Genomic DNA, 19900 nt, shown 5'->3' on the forward strand with positions numbered 1-19900 from the left:
CGGGTCGCGGGGGCCGGGCACCGGGGGCGGTGGGCGTCAGGCTCTGCCCGCGGCCTTCTGCGTACGACGGGAGACGGAGTCGATGACGACGGCGGCCAGCAGCACCCCGCCGGTGATCATGTACTTGACGGGCTCGGCGATGCTCTCCAACTGGAGGCCCTTCTGGATGGAGACGATCACCAGCACGCCGAGCAGGGCGGACCAGGTGCGGCCGCGGCCGCCGAAGAGGCTGGTGCCGCCGATGACGGCCGCGGCGATGGAGCTCATCAGCAGGTCGCCGGAGCCGGCGCCCTGGTTGGCCGCGTTGATCTTCGAGGCGATCATCAGGCCGCCCATGGCGGCGAGGGTGCTGGCGATGGCGAAGACGGCGATGCGGACGGCGGCCACGTTGATCCCGGCGCGCCGGGACGCCTCGATGCTGCCGCCGAGCGCGAAGACCTTGCGGCCGAAGGCGGTGCGGCGCAGTACGAAGTCGGTGACGACGACCACGGTGACGAAGATGACCAGCGCGAGCGGCAGGCCCTTGTACTGGTTGAGCAGGTACGCCGCGGTGTAGCAGAGCACCGCGAGGGCGACGGTCCGCAGGGCCAGCTCGCTCAGCGGGCGGGACGGCACGCCGGCCGCCGCCCGCTTGCGGGCACCGAGGAAGGCGGCGAGGAAGTGGCCCGCGACGGCGACCGTCGCCAGCCCGTAGGCGGCGGCGATGTCGGAGAAGTAGTAGTTGGTGAGCTTGGCGACCAGGCCGGAGTCGTCGAGGTTGATCGTGCCGTTGGCGCCGAGGATCTGGAGCATCAGCCCGTTCCACGCCAGCAGCCCGGCCATGGTGACGACGAAGGCGGGGACGCCGATCCGGGCGAAGAAGAAGCCGTGGAGCACGCCGGCCGCGGTGCCGGCGAGGACGGCGAGCAGCAGCGCCAGCCACTCCGGGACCCCGTGGGTGACGTTGAGGACGCCGAAGGCGGCGCCGGCCAGACCGCTGACCGAGCCGACGGACAGGTCGATCTCGCCGAGCAGCAGCACGAAGACGACGCCGACGGCGATCAGCCCGGTGCCGGCGATGTCGACGGAGATGTTGGAGACGTTCTGCGCCGACATGAAGGCGGAGTTCAACGACTGGAAGGTGACCCAGATCACCACGAGTCCGACGATGACGGGGACCGAGCCCAGTTCGCCGGTGCGCATCCGTCGGGTGAACTCGGCGAGGTAGCCGGCGAAGCCCTGTTCGCGGACGAGCAGCCGGGGGTCGACGGCGACGACGGCGTCGCCCGCGGCGGCGGGCGCGGGCACCGCGCCGCTGGACGCGGCCGACGGCTTGGCGAGGGACGTCTTCGCCGCGCCGCCGTCGCCCGGTGAGCCACTCGTGTTCTGCGCGCTCATGCGACGGACTCCTCACTGCGCGCCGCGCGTCGGGTCACCGCGTTGTCCGTGGCACCCGTGATCGCGGAGACGATCTCTTCCTGGGAGGTGGCGCTCATCTCGAACACCCCGTTGTTGCGCCCCAGCCGCAGCACCGCGACCCGGTCCGCCACGGCCTTCACGTCCGCCATGTTGTGGCTGATCAAGATGGTGGCGAGCCCGCGCTCGCGCAGCCGCTCCACCAGGTCGAGCACCTGGGCGGTCTGCTCGACGCCGAGCGCCGCGGTCGGCTCGTCGAGGATCACGAGCCGGGGGTCGCCCAGGAGGGAGCGGGCGATGGCCACCGTCTGGCGCTGCCCGCCGGAGAGCGAGGCGATCGGGATGCGCACGCTCGGAATCCGGATGGACAAAGTGGTGAGCAGCTCGTGGGAGCGGCGCTCCATCTCGATCTCGTCGAGGACGCCGCCCTTGCGCAGCTCCCGGCCGAGGAAGAGGTTGCCGACGACGTCCAGGTTGTCGCAGAGCGCGAGGTCCTGGTAGACGGTGGCGATGCCCAACTCCTGGGCGTCGTGCGGCTTGTCGATGCGCACGGGCCGGCCGTCCCACTCGACGACGCCGTCGTCGATGGGGTGGACGCCGGCGATCGTCTTGATCAGCGTGGACTTTCCGGCGCCGTTGTCGCCGACGAGGGCGACCACTTCACCGGCGTGCACCTCCAACTCCACGTCGGTGAGGGCCTGGACGGCGCCGAACCGCTTCGAGACCCCTCGCAACGCCAGTACGGGCGCAGCGGACACATGAACCAACTCCTTCACCGCCACACGGCGGGGGGGGTGCGCCCGGTGCCCGCCGTCGGCGGGGTGTGGGACGGCGGGCACCGGACGGGCTTCGCGGCGGTCCGGGGCCTCCCGGCCCCGGCTCCCGCTGCTGCTTCAGACGGGGTGGGTCACTTCAGGCCGAGCTTGTCGCAGGCGGCCCGGTACTTCGGGGTGCAGATCTCGGTGGGCGCGTAGATGCCGTCCTTGATCACGGTGTCCTTGATGTTGTCCTTGGTCAGCGAGACGACGGGGACCAGCACCGCGGGGACGCCCTTGGTCGTCGGGCTGTCGGCGGTCTGCCGGGCGACGGCTTTGACGTCCTTGCCCTGGGCCAGCGCCACGGCCATCTCGGCGGCGGCGTCGGCCTCGCCCGAGTAGGGCTTGTAGACGCTCTGGTACTGCTCTCCGGCGACGATGCGCTGGACGGCGGCGAGTTCGGCGTCCTGGCCGGTGACGGGCGGCAGGGCGGTGACGCCGGCGGCCTTCAGGGCGGTGATGATGCCGCCCGCCATGCCGTCGTTGGCGGAGTAGACGCCGACGATCTTGTCCTTGCCGAGGGCGGTGATCGCGCTCTCCATGTTGGAGTTGGCGTTCTCCGGCTTCCACTCCTTGGTGTCGAACTCCCGGCCGATGGTGACCTTGCCGTGCAGGACGGAGTGGGCGCCCTTCTTGTACAGGGCGGCGTTGGGGTCGGTCACGGAGCCGTTCATCATCACGATCTGGCCCGTCTTGGCCTTGTCGCCGAGGGCGTCGAGCAGCGCCTTGCCCTGGACCCGGCCGACCTCTTCGTTGTCGAACGAGGTGTAGGCGTCGATCGGCCCTTCGGCCAGGCGGTCGTAGGCGACGACGGGGATGCCCGCCTCCTTGGCCTTCTTGACCCCGCCGGCGATCGCCTTGGAGTCGACGGCGTCGAGGATCAGCACGTCGACCTTGTTGGTGATCATCGTGTCGACCTGTTGGGTCTGGAGGCTGGCGTCCTGCTTGGCGTTGGCGTACACGACCTTCGCCTTGCCGCCGGTGAGCTCGCCGACCTTCTTCTCGATCAGGGGTTTGTCGAACTTCTCGTAGCGCGCGGTCTGGTTCTCCGGGAGCAGCAGGCCGACGGTGATGTCGTCGCCCTTCGCGCCCTCCTTGGCCCCGTCCCCCTCCTTGCCCTTGTCACCGGCTTCCTTGGCGCTGCCGCAGGCGGCGAGCGCGACGGCCAGCGCGGTGGTGGCGGCGGCGATCGCGCAACGACGCAGACGTGCGTTCATCCTGGAACCTCCCTGACGGGGCCGCGACGTTGCGGCCGAGGTGGCAGGCAGTCAACTCGGCCCCGTAGCCAGCGTCAAGGAGTAAATCCTTAACGAGATGACAACGGTGCCATGCGTTCTCTAAGTGAAGTCATCTCAGGATTTCGGGACACTCTGCGCCAGCACGCTGGAATCACCCATCTCACTGAGCACCAGGGCGACGGCGCCCAACACCTCGGCACGGGCGCCCAGTTCGCCGCGGACCACGGACAGCCGCTGTACGGCGCTGGGGATGGCGTAGCGCGAGACCGACTCCCGTACCGGCGCGAGGACCAGTTCACCGGCGTCCGCGATCTCGCCGCCGAGCACGACCAGACTCGGATTGAGCAGGTTGCACAGCATGGCGACCCCGCTGCCGATGTGCCGGCCGGTGTCCGCGATGACCCGGCGGCAGCCCGGGTCCCCGCCCTGCGCCAGCCGGACCACCTGTTCCATCGTGATGTCCGGGCCGTGGCTGGAGTGCAGCAGCGGCAGCACGTACCGCACGGCGGCGAAGGTCTCCAGGCAGCCTCGGTTGCCGCAGCGGCAGACCGGGCCGGACTCGTCCAGGGTGATGTGGCCGATCTCCCCCGCGGTGCCGCCGGGGCCCCGGTAGACCCGGCCGCCGGTCACCAGGCCGGCGCCGACCCCGCCGGCGACCTTGATGTACGCCAGGTCGGACACCCCGCGGGCCGCGCCCCACACCAGTTCGCCCAGCGCGCCGAGGTTGGCGTCGTTGTCGACGTGGACGGGGACGCCGAGGCGCTCGGACATCTCCTTGGCCGGGTTGGCGCCGACCCAGCCGGGCAGCATCGCGGTGGACCCGATGGTGCCGGACTCGCCGTCGATCGGTCCGGGCACCCCGAGGCCCACGCCGACGACCTTGCCGGGGGCCGCGCCGGTGGCCCGCACGAGCCGGTCGACCATCTCCTCCGCGCGGTCGAAGCCCGCGCCGGCCGAGGCGTCCACGTCCAGCGGCTCGCTCTCCTCGGCCAGCACGTCGTGGGCCAGGTTCGCCACCGCCACCCTGAGGTGGGTGTGGCCGAAGTCCACCCCGACCACGATGCCCGCGTCACCGCGCAGCGAGATCGAGCGGGCCCGCCGGCCGCCCGCCGACGTGGGCGTGACCTCGACCGTCCCCCGCTCCTTCAGCTCGCGGACGATGTTGGAGACGGTGGCCGCGGACAGACCGGTACTCCGGGCGATCTCGGCCTGGGTGAGCGACCCGGCCATGCGGACGGCCCGCACCACCCGCTCCAGATTGGCCCGGTGCAACGACGTCTGCGAACCCGGAGTCTCCATCGACCCACCACTCCCGCCCAGCTTGCGTACAACTAATGAACTCCAAGCTGACCGTCCGGGGCTCATCACGTCAAGACCTGAGCACCGCGACGCCCCCCGGCGGAACCCGGCCGGGGGGCGTGCGTACGGAGCGGGGTGCGGGAGCGTCGGCGGAGCGCGCGCCCCGGGCCGCTACTTGACCGCGCCCGCGGTCAGACCGGCCACCACCTGCCGCTGGAAGATGACGTACGCCGCCAGCACCGGCAGCATCGCCATCACCAGACCGGCGAAGAGGCCCGACCAGTCGCCCTTGTACCCCTGGCTCACCGCCAACTGCACCAGGCCCTGGGAGAGCACCTTGCGGTCGGGATCGGTGTTCAGCACGGTCGGCAGCAGGTACTGGTTCCACTGCCCCAGGAAGTTGAAGATCCCCACGCTGATCAGCCCGGGCTTCGCCATCGGCAGCATGACCTGGAAGAACGTCCTGGTGTGCGAGGCCCCGTCCATGAACGCCGCCTCGGCGACCGAGGTCGGCAGGGTGCGGAAGAAGGCCGTCAGGAAGAAGACCGTGAACGGCAGCGAGTAGGCGATGTACACCAGGATCAGACCGTGCAGGGTGTTCAGCAGCGACATGTTCTGGAGCACGTAGAACAGCGGCACCAGCGCCAGGATGACCGGGAAGCTCATTCCTCCGATGAAGAGGAAGTAGATGAACCGGTTCCCCGGGAACTCGAAGCGCGCCAGCACGTACGCCGCCATCGAGCCCAGCAGCAGGGTGCCGAGCAGCGAGCCGCCGACCACCAGGACGGTGTTGAGGAAGTAGTCGCTCATGTGCGCCTCGCTCCAGGCGCGCGACCAGTTCTCGAAGTGCAACTTGTCGGGGAGCGACCAGGGCGAGGTGAAGATCGCCTTGTCCGTCTTGAAGGAGGTCATCACCGCCCAGAGCAGCGGCAGCACGACCATGATCGCCCAGATGACCAGCACGCCGTGCGAGAAGACGTTGAGGACCCCGCCCTCGCCCTTGCCCCGCTTGGGCTCGGTGCGCACGGGCGCCGACGTCGTCTTGGTCACCGGCTCGCCGTCGCCCGCGACGTCGGCCGTGGTGGTGTCAGTCGTCTTCATCAGTACTCCAGCCGCTCGCGCCGGCCCAGCCGCATCACCACGGCCGCGAACAGCAGCGTGACGAGGAGCAGGGAGACGCCGATGGTCGTCGCGTAGGCGGCCTGGCCGTCCCGGAACGCCTTCTGGTACACGTACAGCGGCAGGACGATGGTCGAGTAGTCGGGACCGCCGCCGTTCGGCCCGACGGTCATGATCTGCACGACCGCGAAGGACTCGGCGCCCAGCGCCAGGATGCCCATGTAGATCCACCCCGACTGCACGGTGTCCCAGAGCAGCGGCAGGGTGATCTTGAAGAAGGTCGTGAACCGGCTGGCGCCGTCCAGCAGGGCCGCCTCGTAGAAGTCCCGGGGGATGGAGGCCATGGCCGCGGAGAACAGGACGACGAAGAAGCCGACCGTCGACCAGACGAGGACCGCCATCACGCACATCAGCGCCAGGTCGGGGTCGCCCAGCCAGTCGGGCTGCACGTCGCCGAGGCCGATGCCCTTCAGGAAGGAGTTGATGGCTCCGTCGCTGGGGTTGTACGCGAACTTGAACAGCAGGGCCACGATCGCGATCGACAGCACCTGCGGGAAGAAGTACACGATCTTGTAGAACGAGGAGCCGCGCACGCCCGCGATGGCGGCGCCCTTGCGACGGCGACCACCCACGTTGATCATGAACGCGAAGAAGAGCGCGAGCCCGAGGGTGATCAGCGGCAGCACCACCGCGAAGGTCAGGCTGTGCTGGAGGGACTTCCAGAAGATGTCGTCGTCCAGCAGCTTCGCGTAGTTGTCGAACCCGACCATGGAGAACTCCGGGCTCAGCCCGCTCCAGTTCGTGAACGAGTAGTAGATGGACTGGACGAACGGCCAGATGACGAAGAGCGCGTACAGCGCCAGGGGCGTCACCAGGAACCCCACGATGAAACGGTACTTGCCGTGTTGCATTCCTACCGACCCCGATCTACCTGCGGTAAGCACCACTGGTGCCGTGTGGAGGGCCGGGGCCCCGTCCCCGGTCGCCGGGACGGGGCCCCGACGGGAATCACTGGTGCTTGTACTTCTTGATGGAGTCGTCCTTCGCGGCCTCGTCGGCGTAGCCCTGGATGCGCTTGATCGCCTCGGTCGGGGTGAGCCGGCCGGCCATCATCTCGCCCAGTCCGCCGACCCCGATCTTCTCCTTCTGGAGCGCGACGTACCAGTCCTGCATCCGCGGGTTGAGCACGTTCTTGCCGGCCTTCTCCAGCGCGGCGACGGCCGACTTCAAGCCCGGGGACAGCTCGATGCCGGTGGTGCCGCCGTCGTAGGCGCTCAGCGACTTCACCTGCGAGGTGAAGTTCTTGGAGGAGCCCTCGCTGAGCATGATGCGCAACTGCTCCATGCCGCCGGCCTTGTTCTTCGCCTTCGACGGGACGATGAAGGGCTCGCCGCCGGAGGCCCACAGCGTGCCGAAGGGCAGCTTGTCGCCGGAGTCGAGGCCGGTGGGCGCGCCGACGGCGAGGTTGAAGTCCTTCGGCATCGTCTTCGCCGCCTCGTTCTCCACCCAGGAGCCGTTGGGGATGAAGAGCGCCTTGTTCTCGGTCCACTTGGTCTGCGACTGGATGTGGTCCAGACCCGGGGTGCCGTCGAGGATGTACCCCTTCCGCTTCAGCTCGTAGTACGCCTCGAAGCAGTCCTTCACCGCGGGGTGCTTCCAGGCGTTCGGCTCCAGGTTGTCGATGGCGTCGAGCACCTCGCTGCCACCGCGCTTGCCGATCATCGGGTAGAGCGAGAAGGGGATGTAGTACGGGTGGACACCGGCGTACGTCCAGCCGGCGATGCCCTTCTTCTTGGCCTTCTCGCAGACCGCCAGCATCTGGTCCCAGGTCTCCGGGTAGGTCGCGTCGAGCGACTCCAGGAGCTTCTGCGAGTACCAGACGCCGTAGACGGTGTAGGAGTAGTAGAGGATCCACACCTGAGAGCCGTCGAACTGGCCCATCTCCACGATGCCCGGCCGCAGGGTGTCGCGGACCTTCTTCTTCGGGTCGTCGTAGGAGGGGGCGTCGAGCAGCTCGGTGAGGTCGTGCAGCTGCTTCTGCCCGACCAGGACGCCCATGTCCATCTGCTCTTTGCCGGAGTTGTCGATCAGGTCCGGCGGGGTGCCGCCGTTGAACCGCGGCTGGAGCTCGCTCTGGATCATCTGGGTCGCGTGGAACTTCACCTTCGCCTTGGGGAAGTCCTTCTCGTAGATCTTGACGGCGTCCTTGCCGTACTGGCTGCCGAAGCCGCCGTCGAAGAGGACGAAGTCGAGCCCGGCGGAATCGTTTACGCCGAGCGGGTTCTTGTCGCTCTTCTCACCCTTGTCTACGTCTCCGTCGTCGCCGCCGTCACCGCTGGCACAAGCGGAGAGGAAGCTCATCGTCGGCACCGTCAGCAGCCCGAGCGCAGCGGAGCGCTTGATCAGCTTGCGACGGTCGAGACCCGCGTTGGTCTCGTCGTGGGCGGAGGTGGATCCCATGCTCTAGTCCTCGCCTTCATCAGGACTGGGCGGTGAACAAGTCGCCCGTCCGTCTCGCCTCCCGGCGAAGGGCCCCGCCACCGCGGTCAATTGCTGTGGTTTCCCGGGGGAAACTCAGTGAAGCTTGGGTAGTGCACCATTCGGCAGCGGAAACGGACGGACGACTGCACGTCGTGTGGTCATGACTGCGCGCCTCCCCCGCTCCCCCTGGCCCGCGCAGCGACGCAGCGTTCGCACGGCTGCCCGGACGCCGACAGGTATAGTCCACTTCCCGTCAGGGGAGCAAGATCAAAAGCAAGGTTGGCCTCCAGTCTTTCCCGAGTTGAGACCTGTCGGATATCTCGGACGACACGGCGTCGACGCGCTCGGCTCTGCATGACCTGATCATTCTTCGCGGAATGGCCGATTCCAAGTCCGACACCGCGTCAGCACCCTTGACACCGCCTTGCACTTACCTCCCTACTGGAGCTTACGCATCGACGCTGACAACGTTGTCCACCGTGGCTTCCAGACGGAGGAAGGCCCCGTGATGCCCACACCCAGACGTCGGCAACGACCGACCGGCCCTCGGCACGGCCCCACCCGAACGGCGGCCCTGGCGGCCGCCGCCGCCCTGTTGGCGACGAGCGGCCAATCCGCCGCCTTCGCCCTGCCGACCAGCGCTGCAATGGTTTCCAAGGCCCCCGCGGAGCCCTCCTTCACCTCCTCTTTCGAAGCGGACGAACGCCAGCCGGACTGGCGCAATACCGTGGAAGTCGGAGCGGACGGAAAGAAGCGGTCATCCGGCGTCAACGGCGGATTCGCCACCGGAATACCGGGCAATGTCACCGACAAGGTGATAGAGGTGCGCGCCAGTGGAGAAAACGCCGGCAGCGGCGAGGTGAAGGAGAACCTGGTCGATCTTCAGCCGAATACGAAGTGGTTGGAGTTCGCCGCGACTTCCTGGGTCGAGTTCACCGCCGACGCCCCGGTCAAAGTCGCCGCCTATGCCCTGACCTCGGCGAACGACCACGCCCCGCGCGACCCGAAGGACTGGACCCTCAAGGGGTCGAGCGACGGCAAGCAGTGGAAGGTGCTGGATTCCCGCACGGGCCAGACCTTCGCCGAGCGCTTCCAGACCAGGACGTACGACGTGGGCGACCCGGCGCAGGTCGAGGCGTACCCGCACTACCGGCTGGAGATCACCGCGAACGGCGGCGCCGCCCAGACCCAACTCGCCGACGTGCAGTTCTCCGACGGAGGGACGACCCCGCCCCCGCCGGACGACATGCGCTCGACGGTGGACCGCGGCCCGCACTCCTCCCCCACCGCGAAGGCGCGGGTCGGCTTCACCGGCACCCGGGCGCTGCGCTACGCCGGCACCCACCTGGCGCAGGGCCGGGCCCACTCGTACAACAAGGTCTTCGACGTCGACACGGCCGTGCGCCGGGACACGGAACTGTCGTACAAGGTCTTCCCGGCGATGGCGGACGGCGACCTCGACTACGCGGCCACCAACGTGGCGGTGGACCTGGCCTTCACCGACGGCAGCTACCTCAGCGACCTCGGCGCCGTCGACTCGTACGGCGGGCGGCTGACCCCGCAGGGCCAGGGCGACGCGAAGCGGCTGTACGCGAACCAGTGGAACGCGGTGTCGTCGGCGATCGGCTCGGTGGCGGCCGGCAAGACCGTGGACCGGATCCTGGTGGCGTACGACTCGGCGAAGGGCCCGGCGAAGTTCCAGGGTTGGCTGGACGACCTGGTCCTGGCCCCGGCGCCGGAGGCAGCGCGGCCGGAGCGCGTGTCGGACTACGCGTCGACGACCCGCGGCACCAACTCCGCGTTCGGCTTCTCGCGCGGCAACACCTTCCCCGCGACCGCCGTGCCGCACGGCTTCAACTTCTGGACCCCGGTGACCCGCGCCGACTCCACGGGGTGGCTCTACGACTACCAACTCGGCAACAACGCGGCGAACTTGCCCACCATCAAGGCGTTCAGCGCCAGTCATGAGCCGAGCCCCTGGATGGGTGACCGGCAGACCTTCCAGATCATGCCGTCGGCGGCCTCCGGAACCCCGGACACGGGCAAGGACGCCCGCGCGCTGGCCTTCCGGCACGAGAACGAGACCGCGCGTCCGCACTACTACGGCGTGACGTTCGAGAACGGCCTGAAGGCGGAGCTGACGCCGACCGACCACGCGGCCACCATGCGCTTCACCTACCCCGGTGACGACGCGAGCGTCCTCTTCGACAACGTCACCCCGCAGGGCGGACTCACCCTCGACCCGGCCACCCGGTCCTTCACCGGCTACTCGGACGTGAAGAGCGGGCTGTCCACCGGGGCCACCCGGCTGTTCGTGCACGGCGTCTTCGACGCGCCGGTCACCGACTCGCGCGTCGACGGCGTCCGCGGCCACCTGCGCTTCGACGCCGGCGCGGACCGCACGGTCAACCTGCGCATCGCCACCTCGCTGATCAGCGTCGACCAGGCGAAGAAGAACCTGGCCGACCAGATCCCCGCGGGCACCCGCTTCGAGCAGGTCAAGGAGCGCGCCCAGGACGCCTGGGACGGACTCCTGGGGCGCGTGAAGGTGGAGGGCGCCACCGAGGACCAGTTGGTGACGCTCTACTCCAGCCTCTACCGGCTCTACCTCTATCCGAACTCCGGCTTCGAGAACACCGGCAGCAAGGCGAAGCCGCGCTACCGGTACGCCAGCCCGTTCTCCCCGATGACCGGGCAGGACACCCCCACCCACACCGGCGCGAAGATCGTCGACGGCAAGGTGTGCGTCAACAACGGCTTCTGGGACACCTACCGCACCACCTGGCCGGCGTATTCCTTCTTCACCCCCGAGAAGGCCGGCGAGTTGGTCGACGGCTTCGTCCAGCAGTACCGGGACGGCGGCTGGATCTCCCGCTGGTCGTCCCCCGGCTACGCGGACCTGATGACCGGCACCAGTTCGGACGTGGCCTTCGCGGACGCGTACGTGAAGGGCGTGCGCGGCTTCGACGCCGAGGCGGCGTACGAGGCGGCCCTGAAGAACGCGACGGTCGTGCCGCCCTCCTCCGGCGTCGGCCGCAAGGGCATGGCGACCTCGCCCTTCCTCGGCTACGCCGCCACCGCGACCCACGATGGCCTGTCCTGGTCGTTGGAGGGCTACCTCAACGACTTCGGCATCGCGAAGATGGCGCAGGCGCTGCACAAGAAGACGGGCAAGGAGCGCTACCGGGAGGAGGCCGAGTACTTCCTGAACCGGGCGCGGAACTACACCACGCTCTTCGACGCCGGGGCCGGATTCTTCCAGGGCCGGGACCTCAAGGGCGGATGGCGGGTACCGAGCGACAAGTACGACCCGCGGGTCTGGGGCCACGACTACACCGAGACCAACGGCTGGGGGTACGCCTTCACCGCCCCGCAGGACAGCCGGGGCCTGGCGAACCTGTACGGCGGCCGGGCGGGGCTCGGCAAGAAGCTGGACGCCTACTTCGCCACCCCGGAGACCGCGTCGCCCGAGTTCAAGGGCTCGTACGACCAGGTCATCCATGAGATGACGGAGGCCAGGGACGTCCGGATGGGCATGTACGGCCACTCCAACCAGGTCGCCCACCACGCCACGTACATGTACAACGCGGCGTCGCAGCCCTGGAAGACCCAGGAGAAGGTGCGCGAGGTGCTGTCCCGGCTGTACGTGGGCAACGAGATCGGGCAGGGCTACCACGGCGACGAGGACAACGGCGAGCAGTCGGCCTGGTACCTGTTCTCCGCGATGGGCTTCTATCCGCTGGTGATGGGCAGCGGGGAGTACGCGATCGGCTCGCCGCTGTTCACCAAGATGACCGTGGAGTTGGACGACGGTCGCAAGCTGGTGGTCAAGGCGCCGAAGAACAGCGCGGAGAACGTCTACGTGCAGGGCCTGAAGGTGAACGGCAAGGCGTGGAACTCCACCGCGCTGCCGCACTCCGCCGTCGCGCGCGGCGGCACCCTGGAGTTCGCGATGGGACCGGAGCCGTCGTCGTGGGGCACCGGCAAGGACGCGGCGCCGGTCTCCATCACCCGGGACGACGCCGTGCCGAAGCCGTGGGCCGACGTGCTGGCGGGCGCCGGCGCGCTCTTCGACGACTCGTCGGCGACGTCGGCGGCCGTCGCCCCCGACGGCGTGCTCGATCTGCCGGTGCCGGCGGCCACCCGGGCGGTGCAGTACACCCTGACGTCCGCCGAGGCGGCGAAGGCGCCCGGGGGCTGGGTCCTCCAGGGCTCGCGGGACGGCACCCGCTGGCAGGACCTGGACCGCCGCTCGGGCGAGGAGTTCGCCTGGGACCGGCAGACCCGGGCGTTCTCGATCGCCGCGCCGGGCGCGTACCCGAAGTACCGGCTGGTGCCCGCCGCAGGGGCGGGCGCGGGGACGCTGGCGGAGGTGGAGCTGCTCTCGTAGCGGCTGGACGGGAAGGGCGAAGGGCCGCACCCCGATGCGGGGTGCGGCCCTTCGTGCGCTTGCGGTGGTGCGTCAGCCGCGGATCAGGTTCCGCAGGACGTACTGCATGATGCCGCCGTTGCGGTAGTAGTCCGCCTCACCGGGGGTGTCGATGCGGACGACCGCGTCGAACTCCACGCCGGAGTCGGTGGTGACCTTGACCGTGCGCGGGGTGGTGCCGTCGTTCAGCTCCGTCACACCGGTGATGGAGAAGGTCTCCTCGCCGGTCAGGCCGAGGGCCTCGGCGCTGGCGCCCTCCGGGAACTGGAGCGGCAGCACGCCCATGCCGATGAGGTTCGAGCGGTGGATGCGCTCGTACGACTCGGCGACGACGGCCTTCACGCCGAGCAGCGCGGTGCCCTTGGCGGCCCAGTCGCGGGACGAGCCGGAGCCGTACTCCTTGCCCGCGAGGATCACCAGCGGGGTGCCCTGCTCGATGTAGTTGCGCGAGGCGTCGTAGATGAAGGCGACCGGGCCGCCGTCCTGGGTGAAGTCGCGGGTGAAGCCGCCCTCGGTGCCCGGCGCGATCTGGTTGCGCAGCCGGATGTTGGCGAACGTGCCGCGGATCATGACCTCGTGGTTGCCCCGGCGCGAGCCGTAGGAGTTGAAGTCGCGGCGCTCGACGCCGTGCTCCGTGAGGTACTTGCCGGCCGGGGTGTCGGCCTTGATCGCACCGGCCGGGGAGATGTGGTCGGTGGTGACCGAGTCGCCCAGCTTGGCCAGCACGCGGGCGCCGGCGATGTCCTCGACCGGCGAGGGCTCCATCTGCATGCCCTCGAAGTAAGGGGGCTTGCGGACGTAGGTGGACTCGGCGTCCCACTCGAAGGTGTTGCCGGTCGGGATGGGCAGGGCCTGCCACTGGGCGTCGCCCGCGAAGACGTCCTGGTAGGACTTGGAGAACATGTCCTCGCCGATGGCGTTGGCGACGACGTCGTTCACCTCGGCCTCGGTGGGCCAGATGTCCTGGAGGTACACCGGCTTGCCGTCCTGGTCGATGCCCAGGGCGTCACGCGTGACGTCGACCTTCATCGAGCCGGCGATGGCGTACGCGACGACCAGCGGCGGGGACGCCAGGTAGTTCATCTTGACGTCGGGGTTGATCCGGCCCTCGAAGTTGCGGTTGCCGGAGAGCACCGAGGTGACGGCCAGGTCGTGCTCGTTGACGGCCTTGGAGACCTCCTCCGGCAGCGGGCCGGAGTTGCCGATGCAGGTGGTGCAGCCGTAACCGACCAGGTTGAAGCCGACCTTGTCGAGGTAGGGGGTCAGGCCCGCCTTGTCGAAGTAGTCGGTGACGACCTTGGAGCCCGGGGCGAGGGTGGTCTTGACCCACGGCTTGCGGGTCAGGCCCTTCTCGACCGCCTTCTTGGCCACCAGGGCGGCGGCGACCATGACGTACGGGTTCGAGGTGTTGGTGCAGGAGGTGATCGCGGCGACGGTGACGGCGCCGTGGTCGATCTCGTACGTGGTCCCGTCGGGGGCCGTGACCTGGGTGGGGCGGCTCGGCACGCCGTTGGCGGAGGCCGGCGCGTCGGAGGCCGGGAAGGACTCCTTGCCCGCCTCCTCGTCGTCGTCCACGTAGTTGCGGACGTCCTGGGCGAACTGCTCGGCGGCGTTCGCGAGGACGATGCGGTCCTGCGGGCGCTTGGGGCCGGCGATGGAGGGGACGACCGTGGAGAGGTCCAGCTCCAGCTTCTCGGAGAAGTCCGGCTCGGCGGCCGGGTCCAGCCACAGGCCCTGCTCCTTGGCGTACGCCTCGACCAGCGCGACCTGCTGGCTGGAACGGCCCGTCAGGCGCAGGTAGTTCAGCGTCTCGTCGTCGATCGGGAAGATCGCGGCGGTGGAGCCGAACTCGGGCGACATGTTGCCGATGGTGGCGCGGTTGGCGAGCGAGGTGGCGGCCACGCCCTCGCCGTAGAACTCCACGAACTTGCCGACGACGCCGTGCTGGCGCAGCATCTCGGTGATGGTGAGCACCAGGTCGGTGGCGGTGGTGCCGGGGGTCAGCTCACCGGTCAGCTTGAAGCCGACGACGCGCGGGATGAGCATGGAGACCGGCTGGCCGAGCATGGCGGCCTCGGCCTCGATGCCGCCGACGCCCCAGCCGAGCACGCCGAGGCCGTTGACCATCGTGGTGTGCGAGTCGGTGCCGACGAGGGTGTCCGGGTACGCCTGGCCGCCGCGGACCATGACGGTGCGGGCCAGGTGCTCGATGTTCACCTGGTGGACGATGCCGGTGCCGGGCGGGACGACCTTGAACTCGTCGAAGGCCGTCTGGCCCCAGCGCAGGAACTGGTAGCGCTCCCGGTTGCGGCCGTACTCCAGCTCGACGTTCTGCGCGAAGGCGTCGTTGCTGCCGAACTTGTCGGCGATGACGGAGTGGTCGATGACCAGCTCGGCCGGGGCGAGCGGGTTGATCTTCGCGGCGTCGCCGCCGAGCTCCTTGACGGCCTCGCGCATGGTGGCGAGGTCGACGACGCAGGGGACACCGGTGAAGTCCTGCATGATCACGCGGGCCGGCGTGAACTGGATCTCCTGGCTGGGCTGGGCCTGCGAGTCCCAGCCGCCGAGCGCCCGGATGTGGTCGGCGGTGATGTTCGCGCCGTCCTCGGTGCGGAGCAGGTTCTCCAGCAGCACCTTCAGGCTGTAGGGCAGACGAGCGGAGCCCTCGACCTTGTCCAGCCGGAAGATTTCGTACGACTCGTCGCCCACGTGCAGCGTGCTGCGGGCGTCGAAGCTGTTCGCCGACACGACAGTCTCCTTCATCAATGTGCGCGTACTACGTCATGCTGCCGCCATGGCCCCTCATCGATCCGCTAAGGTAGGGCTTAGTTAGGTAACCCTTACCGGGATGGCGACTGCGGTACGCCCGGGCAGTTATCTCGATGTCGAGATAACTCTAGTACATCGATGCGGCGCGGTCATGCGCGGGCCCGTGCATGACCGCGCCGCATCGACGGTCGAGCACGGCCGACCGAGGCCGGTCTACGCCGGGTGGAACGTCCGGTTCGGCTGGTGCGCCGGCCGTGCTGACCAGCCGGAAGCTTCCCGGGCCGGACCGTGCGCGGTGACCACCGGCGGCCGTGCGGGCTACGGCGAACGGGCCCGGCTGCCGCATTTCGTCCTGGACGCGTCGGACTTCCGAGCCCCTCGGCGTCTTCTACGAACCGTCCAGTCGCCGGGCGACCTCGTCGAGCGTCGGCCAGGGCGGCCCCGCGCGCAGCAGGCGCAGGAATTCCCCGCCGAAGCGCCTCCCGTTGGGAAGCTGGTCGCCGCGCTCCCAACGCCAGGCCGCGACCATCGCGAGCACGAGCTGTCGGCAGTCGTCCAGCAGCTCTCGGTCGACGTTCGGGTAGTGCTCGCAGACCGCCTCGGCGACGTGGGCGAGATCGAACTCGACGGGCCCGCGGCAACAGGTCTCAAGGTCGATGAAGAGCGGGCCGTGCTCGGTGCCGAGCACGTTGCCCGGGTGCGGCTCGCCGTGGAGCAGTTGCTCCGGGGCGCCGCGGCCTTCGATCGCCCGTCGCAGGCTTGCCAGCCTGCCGCCGAGGAACGCGCGGTCCGCGGCGGCGAGCTCGGGCGAGCGGTGCGGGTTGGCGACGACCTCCGCCGCCTCCGTGACGCGGTCCGTGAACCGCGGGCTCGGCGCGTCGACCCTGCGCATGCCGGCGTGCAGTCGCTCCAGCGCCTTGGCGTAGTCGGCCGGCGGGGTGTGCGCAGTCACGGGTTCGTAGTAGGTCCACAGCGTCACCGTGAAGCCGTCGCGGGTGTGCACGAGCGGCTCCACCCGGGGCTCCAACAGGCCCGTCGGGCAGCCGACCCGGGCGAGCAGTCGGGCGAAATCGACTTCGAACCCCGCGGCCCCGTGCTCCGCGGGGGCGACCCGGGCGAGGACGTCGCACGGCGTCAACCGCAGGGCCAACCTGTTCGAGTCGTGGAGGACGACCGCGTCGTCGGTCGGCAGGTCGAGCGATGCGGCGACCGAAGTCGCAGCCGCGATCGCGCGTGTGACGTCGGCCGTCTCCATCCCCCGATCCTGGCACGGCTGGGCGAATGCGGTGCCGAATATTGCGGCTCGATGCCTTCCGCGGCTCGGCGCGGCCCCGGTGTCGATCTCTCCCGCGGGGCAGGCTCCCGCCATGGCGACCTACAACACGCTCGGCCCGACGTACGCCCGGACCCGACGACCCGATCCGCGCATCGCCGCGAGGATCCGCGCCGCACTCGGCGACGCCGCGGACGTCGTCGACGTCGGCGCGGGCACCGGGTCGTACGAACCGCCGGGGACCGTCCTCGCCGTCGAGCCCAGCCGGGTCATGATCGACCAGCGCCCGCCGCACTCCGCACCGGCCGTGCGGGCGGTCGCGGAACGCCTCCCGGTGCGCGACGGCGCGGTCGACGCCGCGATGGCCGTGCTCACCGTCCACCACTGGACGGACCTCGCGGCGGGCGTCCGGGAGCTGCGGCGCATCGCCCGGCGCCGCGTGGTCGTCCTCACGTGGGACCAGCGCGTCTTTCGCGAACGGTGGTGGCTGGTGCGCGACTACCTGCCCGAGGCGGCGGCATTCGACGACGCCCGCGCCGTCGACGTGGATCACCTGGCGGACCTGCTCGGCGGGGCCCGCCAGGAGACGGTCCCGGTGCCGTACGACTGCACGGACGGGTTCGCCGCCGCGTACTGGCGTCGCCCGCACGCCTATCTCGACCCGCAGGTGCGCGCGGGGATCTCGCTGCTCGCCCAGACCGGGGACGAGGTGAACGGGCCGGGGCTGGCGCGGCTCGCGGACGACCTGGCGACCGGCCGCTGGCACGACCGGTACGGCGAGTTGCTCGCGCTGGACGCCGCCGACTTGGGCTACCGACTGCTGGTCGCCGACCTCTGACCGGGCGGGCCGGCCGCGGTGCTCAGTCGAGGGCCGGCGGGGCGTCGAAGAGTTCGAGGAGGGAGGCGGCGCTCTGGGCGGCGCAGACGACGTCACTCGCGCGGGAGGCCCCGGGGAAGAGCCGGCCCCAGGACGCGGCCCGGCCGACGGCGCCGAGGCGCCAGCTCAGGGACATCGCCCGGCGCAGTTCGGCGGAGCTCGCGCCGTCGCCCGTCCAGGGTTCGAGGTACGCGTCCCGCAGTCGCAGCAGCGCCGCGCGGCCCGTACCCCCGCGGTCTTCGGCCAGCACGCGGCGGGCCGGGACGCGGAAGCTGCAGAAGGGGTGGGAGACGGTGGCGTCGCCCCAGTCGAAGAAGGTGTAGCGGCCCGGTTCGGGGTGGAAGAGTTGGCCCTCGTGCAGATCGGCGTGGTCGAGGGTGTCCTCGATGCCGACGGCGGCCAACTCGGCGGACCACTCGACGAGCCGGGGCCGCAGCGCCCGCAGCCGCCGGCGGTCGTCAGCGGCCAGCGCGGTGCTGTCGGTCACGAGCCGGTCCACGACGTCGGGCAACTCGCGGGTGCGTGCGCCGGGAACGCCGAGCCGTTCGATCTCGTCGGCGTACGGGGTGAGGGCGCGCTGCATGTGCGCGTACTGCCGCAGCGGCTCCTCCCAGGCGCGCGGGTCGACGGGCCCGCCGCCGAGCGCGGTCTTGAAGAGGGTGCCGCCGTCGGGGAGCAGCGACCAGCCCCGGTCGGCGTCGACGGCGATGGGCCGCAGAACGTGCTCGGGCGTCCAGCGGGCCAGCGCCTCGGTCAGCGGCGCTTCGAAGGCGCTGGCGGGCGGGTTGGCCTTGAACCAGACGGTGCCGAGCCCGGTCGCGTGCGTCCGCACCAGTACGGACCAGGGGCGCAGCCGTACGGTCCGCGGCCCGGACTCCCGCAGGCCGTGCGCGGCGAGTTCGCGCGCGATCCACGCGAGGGCGGCGGCGCGCCACTTCGGCCGGTCCCACGGGGTGACCGCGTCCTGGTAGGCGCCGCGGTCCACCGCCGTGGCGGGCCCGTTGTCCCGTTCGTGCTGCATGGCGCCATCCCAGCAGCGTTGCACCGCGATCACCAGCACTTTTCAGTGCGTGCCTGCGCTTGCGGCGAGGCCGGCGGGCTCGGTGGGCCGCGGTGGCGCGAGGGTCGGGTAGTCGGTGTAGCCGCGTGCGCCGTGGCCGTAGAGGTGCGCGGCGTCGATCTCGTTCAGCGGTGCGTCGACGGCGAAGCGTTCGGGCAGGTCCGGGTTGGCGATGTAGGCGCGGCCGTACGAGACCAGGTCCGCGAGGCCCTCGTGCAGGACGGCCTCGCCGCCTTCCTTGGTGGTGGCGTCGCGGTTCTCGCCGACGTTGGCGATCAGCGTGCCGTGCCACAGCGGGCGCAGGTCGGTCAGTGCGGGGTAGTGGTCGTCGTCGATGAGGTGCAGATAGGCGAGTCCGATGCGGTCGACCTCCTCGACCAGGGCCCGGTAGACCGGCCCGGGGTTCCGTTCCACCATGCCTTCCTGCGGGTTTCCGGGCGACAGCCGCAGCGCGGTGCGGTCCGCTCCGACGGCGTCGGCGACCGCGGTCACGACCTCCAGCGGGAAGCGGATGCGGTCGCGGACGCTGCCGCGGCCGTAGCGGTCGTCGCGCAGATTGGTGTTGTCGGCCAGGAACTGGTGGATGAGGTAGCTGTTGGCGCCGTGGAGTTCGACGGCGTCGAACCCGGCTTCCACGGCGTTGCGGGCGGCGAGCACGTGGTCGTGGACGGCGCGTTCGACGTCTTCGACGGTCATGGTGCGGGGCTGCGGGGCGGGCACCTTGCCGCCGGGGACGTGGACGTCTCCGGGCACGGGCACGGCCGACGGGCCGGCGGGGACGTCGCCGTCGATCCGGGCGAGCGGGTGGCCGTGGCGTCCGCCGTGCATGAGTTGGGCGACGATCCGCCCGCCGGCGGCGTGCACGGCTTCGGTGACCGCGCGCCAACCGCGTATGTGGTCCTCGGTCTCCAGGCCGGGCATCCGCCAGCCGGCCTGGCCGCGGCTGCTCGGCCAGATGCCTTCGGTGACGATGAGGCCGGCGCTGGCGCGCTGGGCGTAGTGGTCGGCGACGACGGGCAGGGGCGTGCCGTCGTCGGCGGCGCGCAGCCGCGTCATGGGCGCCATCACGATGCGGTTGGGGAGGTGGAGGCGGCCGAGTTCGTACGGTGCGAGGAGGGGTGAGTGCGTCATGGCCGTACCGTAGA

13 protein-coding genes are annotated in these 19900 nt (G+C 70.2%); 2 read left to right on the forward strand and 11 right to left on the reverse strand.

What is annotated here, in order from left to right:
- Nucleotides 1-36 precede the first annotated feature (36 nt).
- The 7 genes from ACH4E8_RS33870 to ngcE all read right to left on the reverse strand — a co-directional run bounded on the left by ACH4E8_RS33870 (nucleotide 37) and on the right by ngcE (nucleotide 8326).
- Nucleotides 37-1377 carry a sugar ABC transporter permease gene (locus tag ACH4E8_RS33870; protein WP_398455444.1) on the reverse strand — a complete coding sequence of 447 codons (1341 nt, stop codon included), beginning with the start codon at nucleotides 1375-1377 and terminating at the stop codon, nucleotides 37-39.
- Nucleotides 1374-2162 carry an ATP-binding cassette domain-containing protein gene (locus ACH4E8_RS33875; RefSeq protein ID WP_398455472.1) on the reverse strand — a complete coding sequence of 263 codons (789 nt, stop codon included), beginning with the start codon at nucleotides 2160-2162 and terminating at the stop codon, nucleotides 1374-1376. Before ACH4E8_RS33875 ends, ACH4E8_RS33870 begins: the two co-directional genes overlap by 4 nt.
- Nucleotides 2163-2302: 140 nt before the next feature.
- The gene (locus ACH4E8_RS33880; RefSeq protein ID WP_398455445.1) at nucleotides 2303-3427 is read right to left on the reverse strand and encodes a substrate-binding domain-containing protein; all 1125 of its coding nucleotides are present in this window, start codon (nucleotides 3425-3427) and stop codon (nucleotides 2303-2305) included.
- Between the two features lie 135 nt (nucleotides 3428-3562).
- A complete protein-coding gene (locus tag ACH4E8_RS33885) occupies nucleotides 3563-4747 on the reverse strand; it encodes an ROK family protein (RefSeq protein ID WP_398455447.1) in 1185 nt (394 codons plus the stop codon).
- Between the two features lie 171 nt (nucleotides 4748-4918).
- Nucleotides 4919-5848: a carbohydrate ABC transporter permease gene (locus tag ACH4E8_RS33890; protein WP_398455448.1), complete on the reverse strand. Its 930-nt coding sequence runs from the start codon at nucleotides 5846-5848 to the stop codon at nucleotides 4919-4921.
- Complete coding sequence (locus ACH4E8_RS33895; RefSeq protein WP_398455449.1) at nucleotides 5848-6777, reverse strand: carbohydrate ABC transporter permease; 930 nt, start codon at nucleotides 6775-6777, stop codon at nucleotides 5848-5850. The genes ACH4E8_RS33890 and ACH4E8_RS33895 overlap by 1 nt, the downstream gene beginning before the upstream one ends.
- Before the next feature lie 97 nt (nucleotides 6778-6874).
- Nucleotides 6875-8326, reverse strand: a complete 1452-nt coding sequence (gene ngcE, locus ACH4E8_RS33900) for an N-acetylglucosamine/diacetylchitobiose ABC transporter substrate-binding protein (RefSeq protein ID WP_398455450.1) — start codon at nucleotides 8324-8326, stop codon at nucleotides 6875-6877.
- A 529-nt stretch (nucleotides 8327-8855) separates the two neighbouring features.
- On the opposite strand from ngcE, the gene ACH4E8_RS33905 reads away from it, so the two are divergent.
- Nucleotides 8856-12737 (forward strand): GH92 family glycosyl hydrolase, encoded by a 3882-nt coding sequence (locus ACH4E8_RS33905; RefSeq protein WP_398455451.1) that lies wholly within the window; start codon nucleotides 8856-8858, stop codon nucleotides 12735-12737.
- Between the two features lie 72 nt (nucleotides 12738-12809).
- On the opposite strand, the gene acnA is transcribed toward ACH4E8_RS33905, so the two are convergent.
- Entirely contained in the window at nucleotides 12810-15524 is a 2715-nt protein-coding gene (gene acnA, locus ACH4E8_RS33910; RefSeq protein WP_398455452.1) for an aconitate hydratase AcnA, read from the reverse strand.
- Nucleotides 15525-15933: 409 nt separating this feature from the next.
- On the reverse strand, nucleotides 15934-16800 hold the full coding sequence (locus tag ACH4E8_RS33915; protein WP_398455453.1) for a phosphotransferase: 867 nt from the start codon (nucleotides 16798-16800) through the stop codon (nucleotides 15934-15936).
- A 112-nt stretch (nucleotides 16801-16912) separates the two neighbouring features.
- On the opposite strand from ACH4E8_RS33915, the gene ACH4E8_RS33920 reads away from it, so the two are divergent.
- Nucleotides 16913-17656, forward strand: coding sequence for a class I SAM-dependent methyltransferase (locus ACH4E8_RS33920; protein ID WP_398455454.1), 744 nt, complete (start codon nucleotides 16913-16915; stop codon nucleotides 17654-17656).
- A 22-nt stretch (nucleotides 17657-17678) separates the two neighbouring features.
- Here ACH4E8_RS33920 and ACH4E8_RS33925 read toward each other — a convergent pair whose 3' ends face one another.
- Both ACH4E8_RS33925 and ACH4E8_RS33930 read right to left on the reverse strand, forming a co-directional pair.
- Complete coding sequence (locus ACH4E8_RS33925) at nucleotides 17679-18716, reverse strand: aminoglycoside phosphotransferase family protein (protein ID WP_398455455.1); 1038 nt, start codon at nucleotides 18714-18716, stop codon at nucleotides 17679-17681.
- 42 nt (nucleotides 18717-18758) lie between these two features.
- Nucleotides 18759-19886: an alkene reductase gene (locus ACH4E8_RS33930; RefSeq protein WP_398455457.1), complete on the reverse strand. Its 1128-nt coding sequence runs from the start codon at nucleotides 19884-19886 to the stop codon at nucleotides 18759-18761.
- Between the last annotated feature and the right edge of the window lie 14 nt (nucleotides 19887-19900).

This window comes from Streptomyces sp. NPDC017979 (assembly GCF_044328175.1).
Taxonomy (GTDB): domain Bacteria; phylum Actinomycetota; class Actinomycetes; order Streptomycetales; family Streptomycetaceae; genus Streptomyces.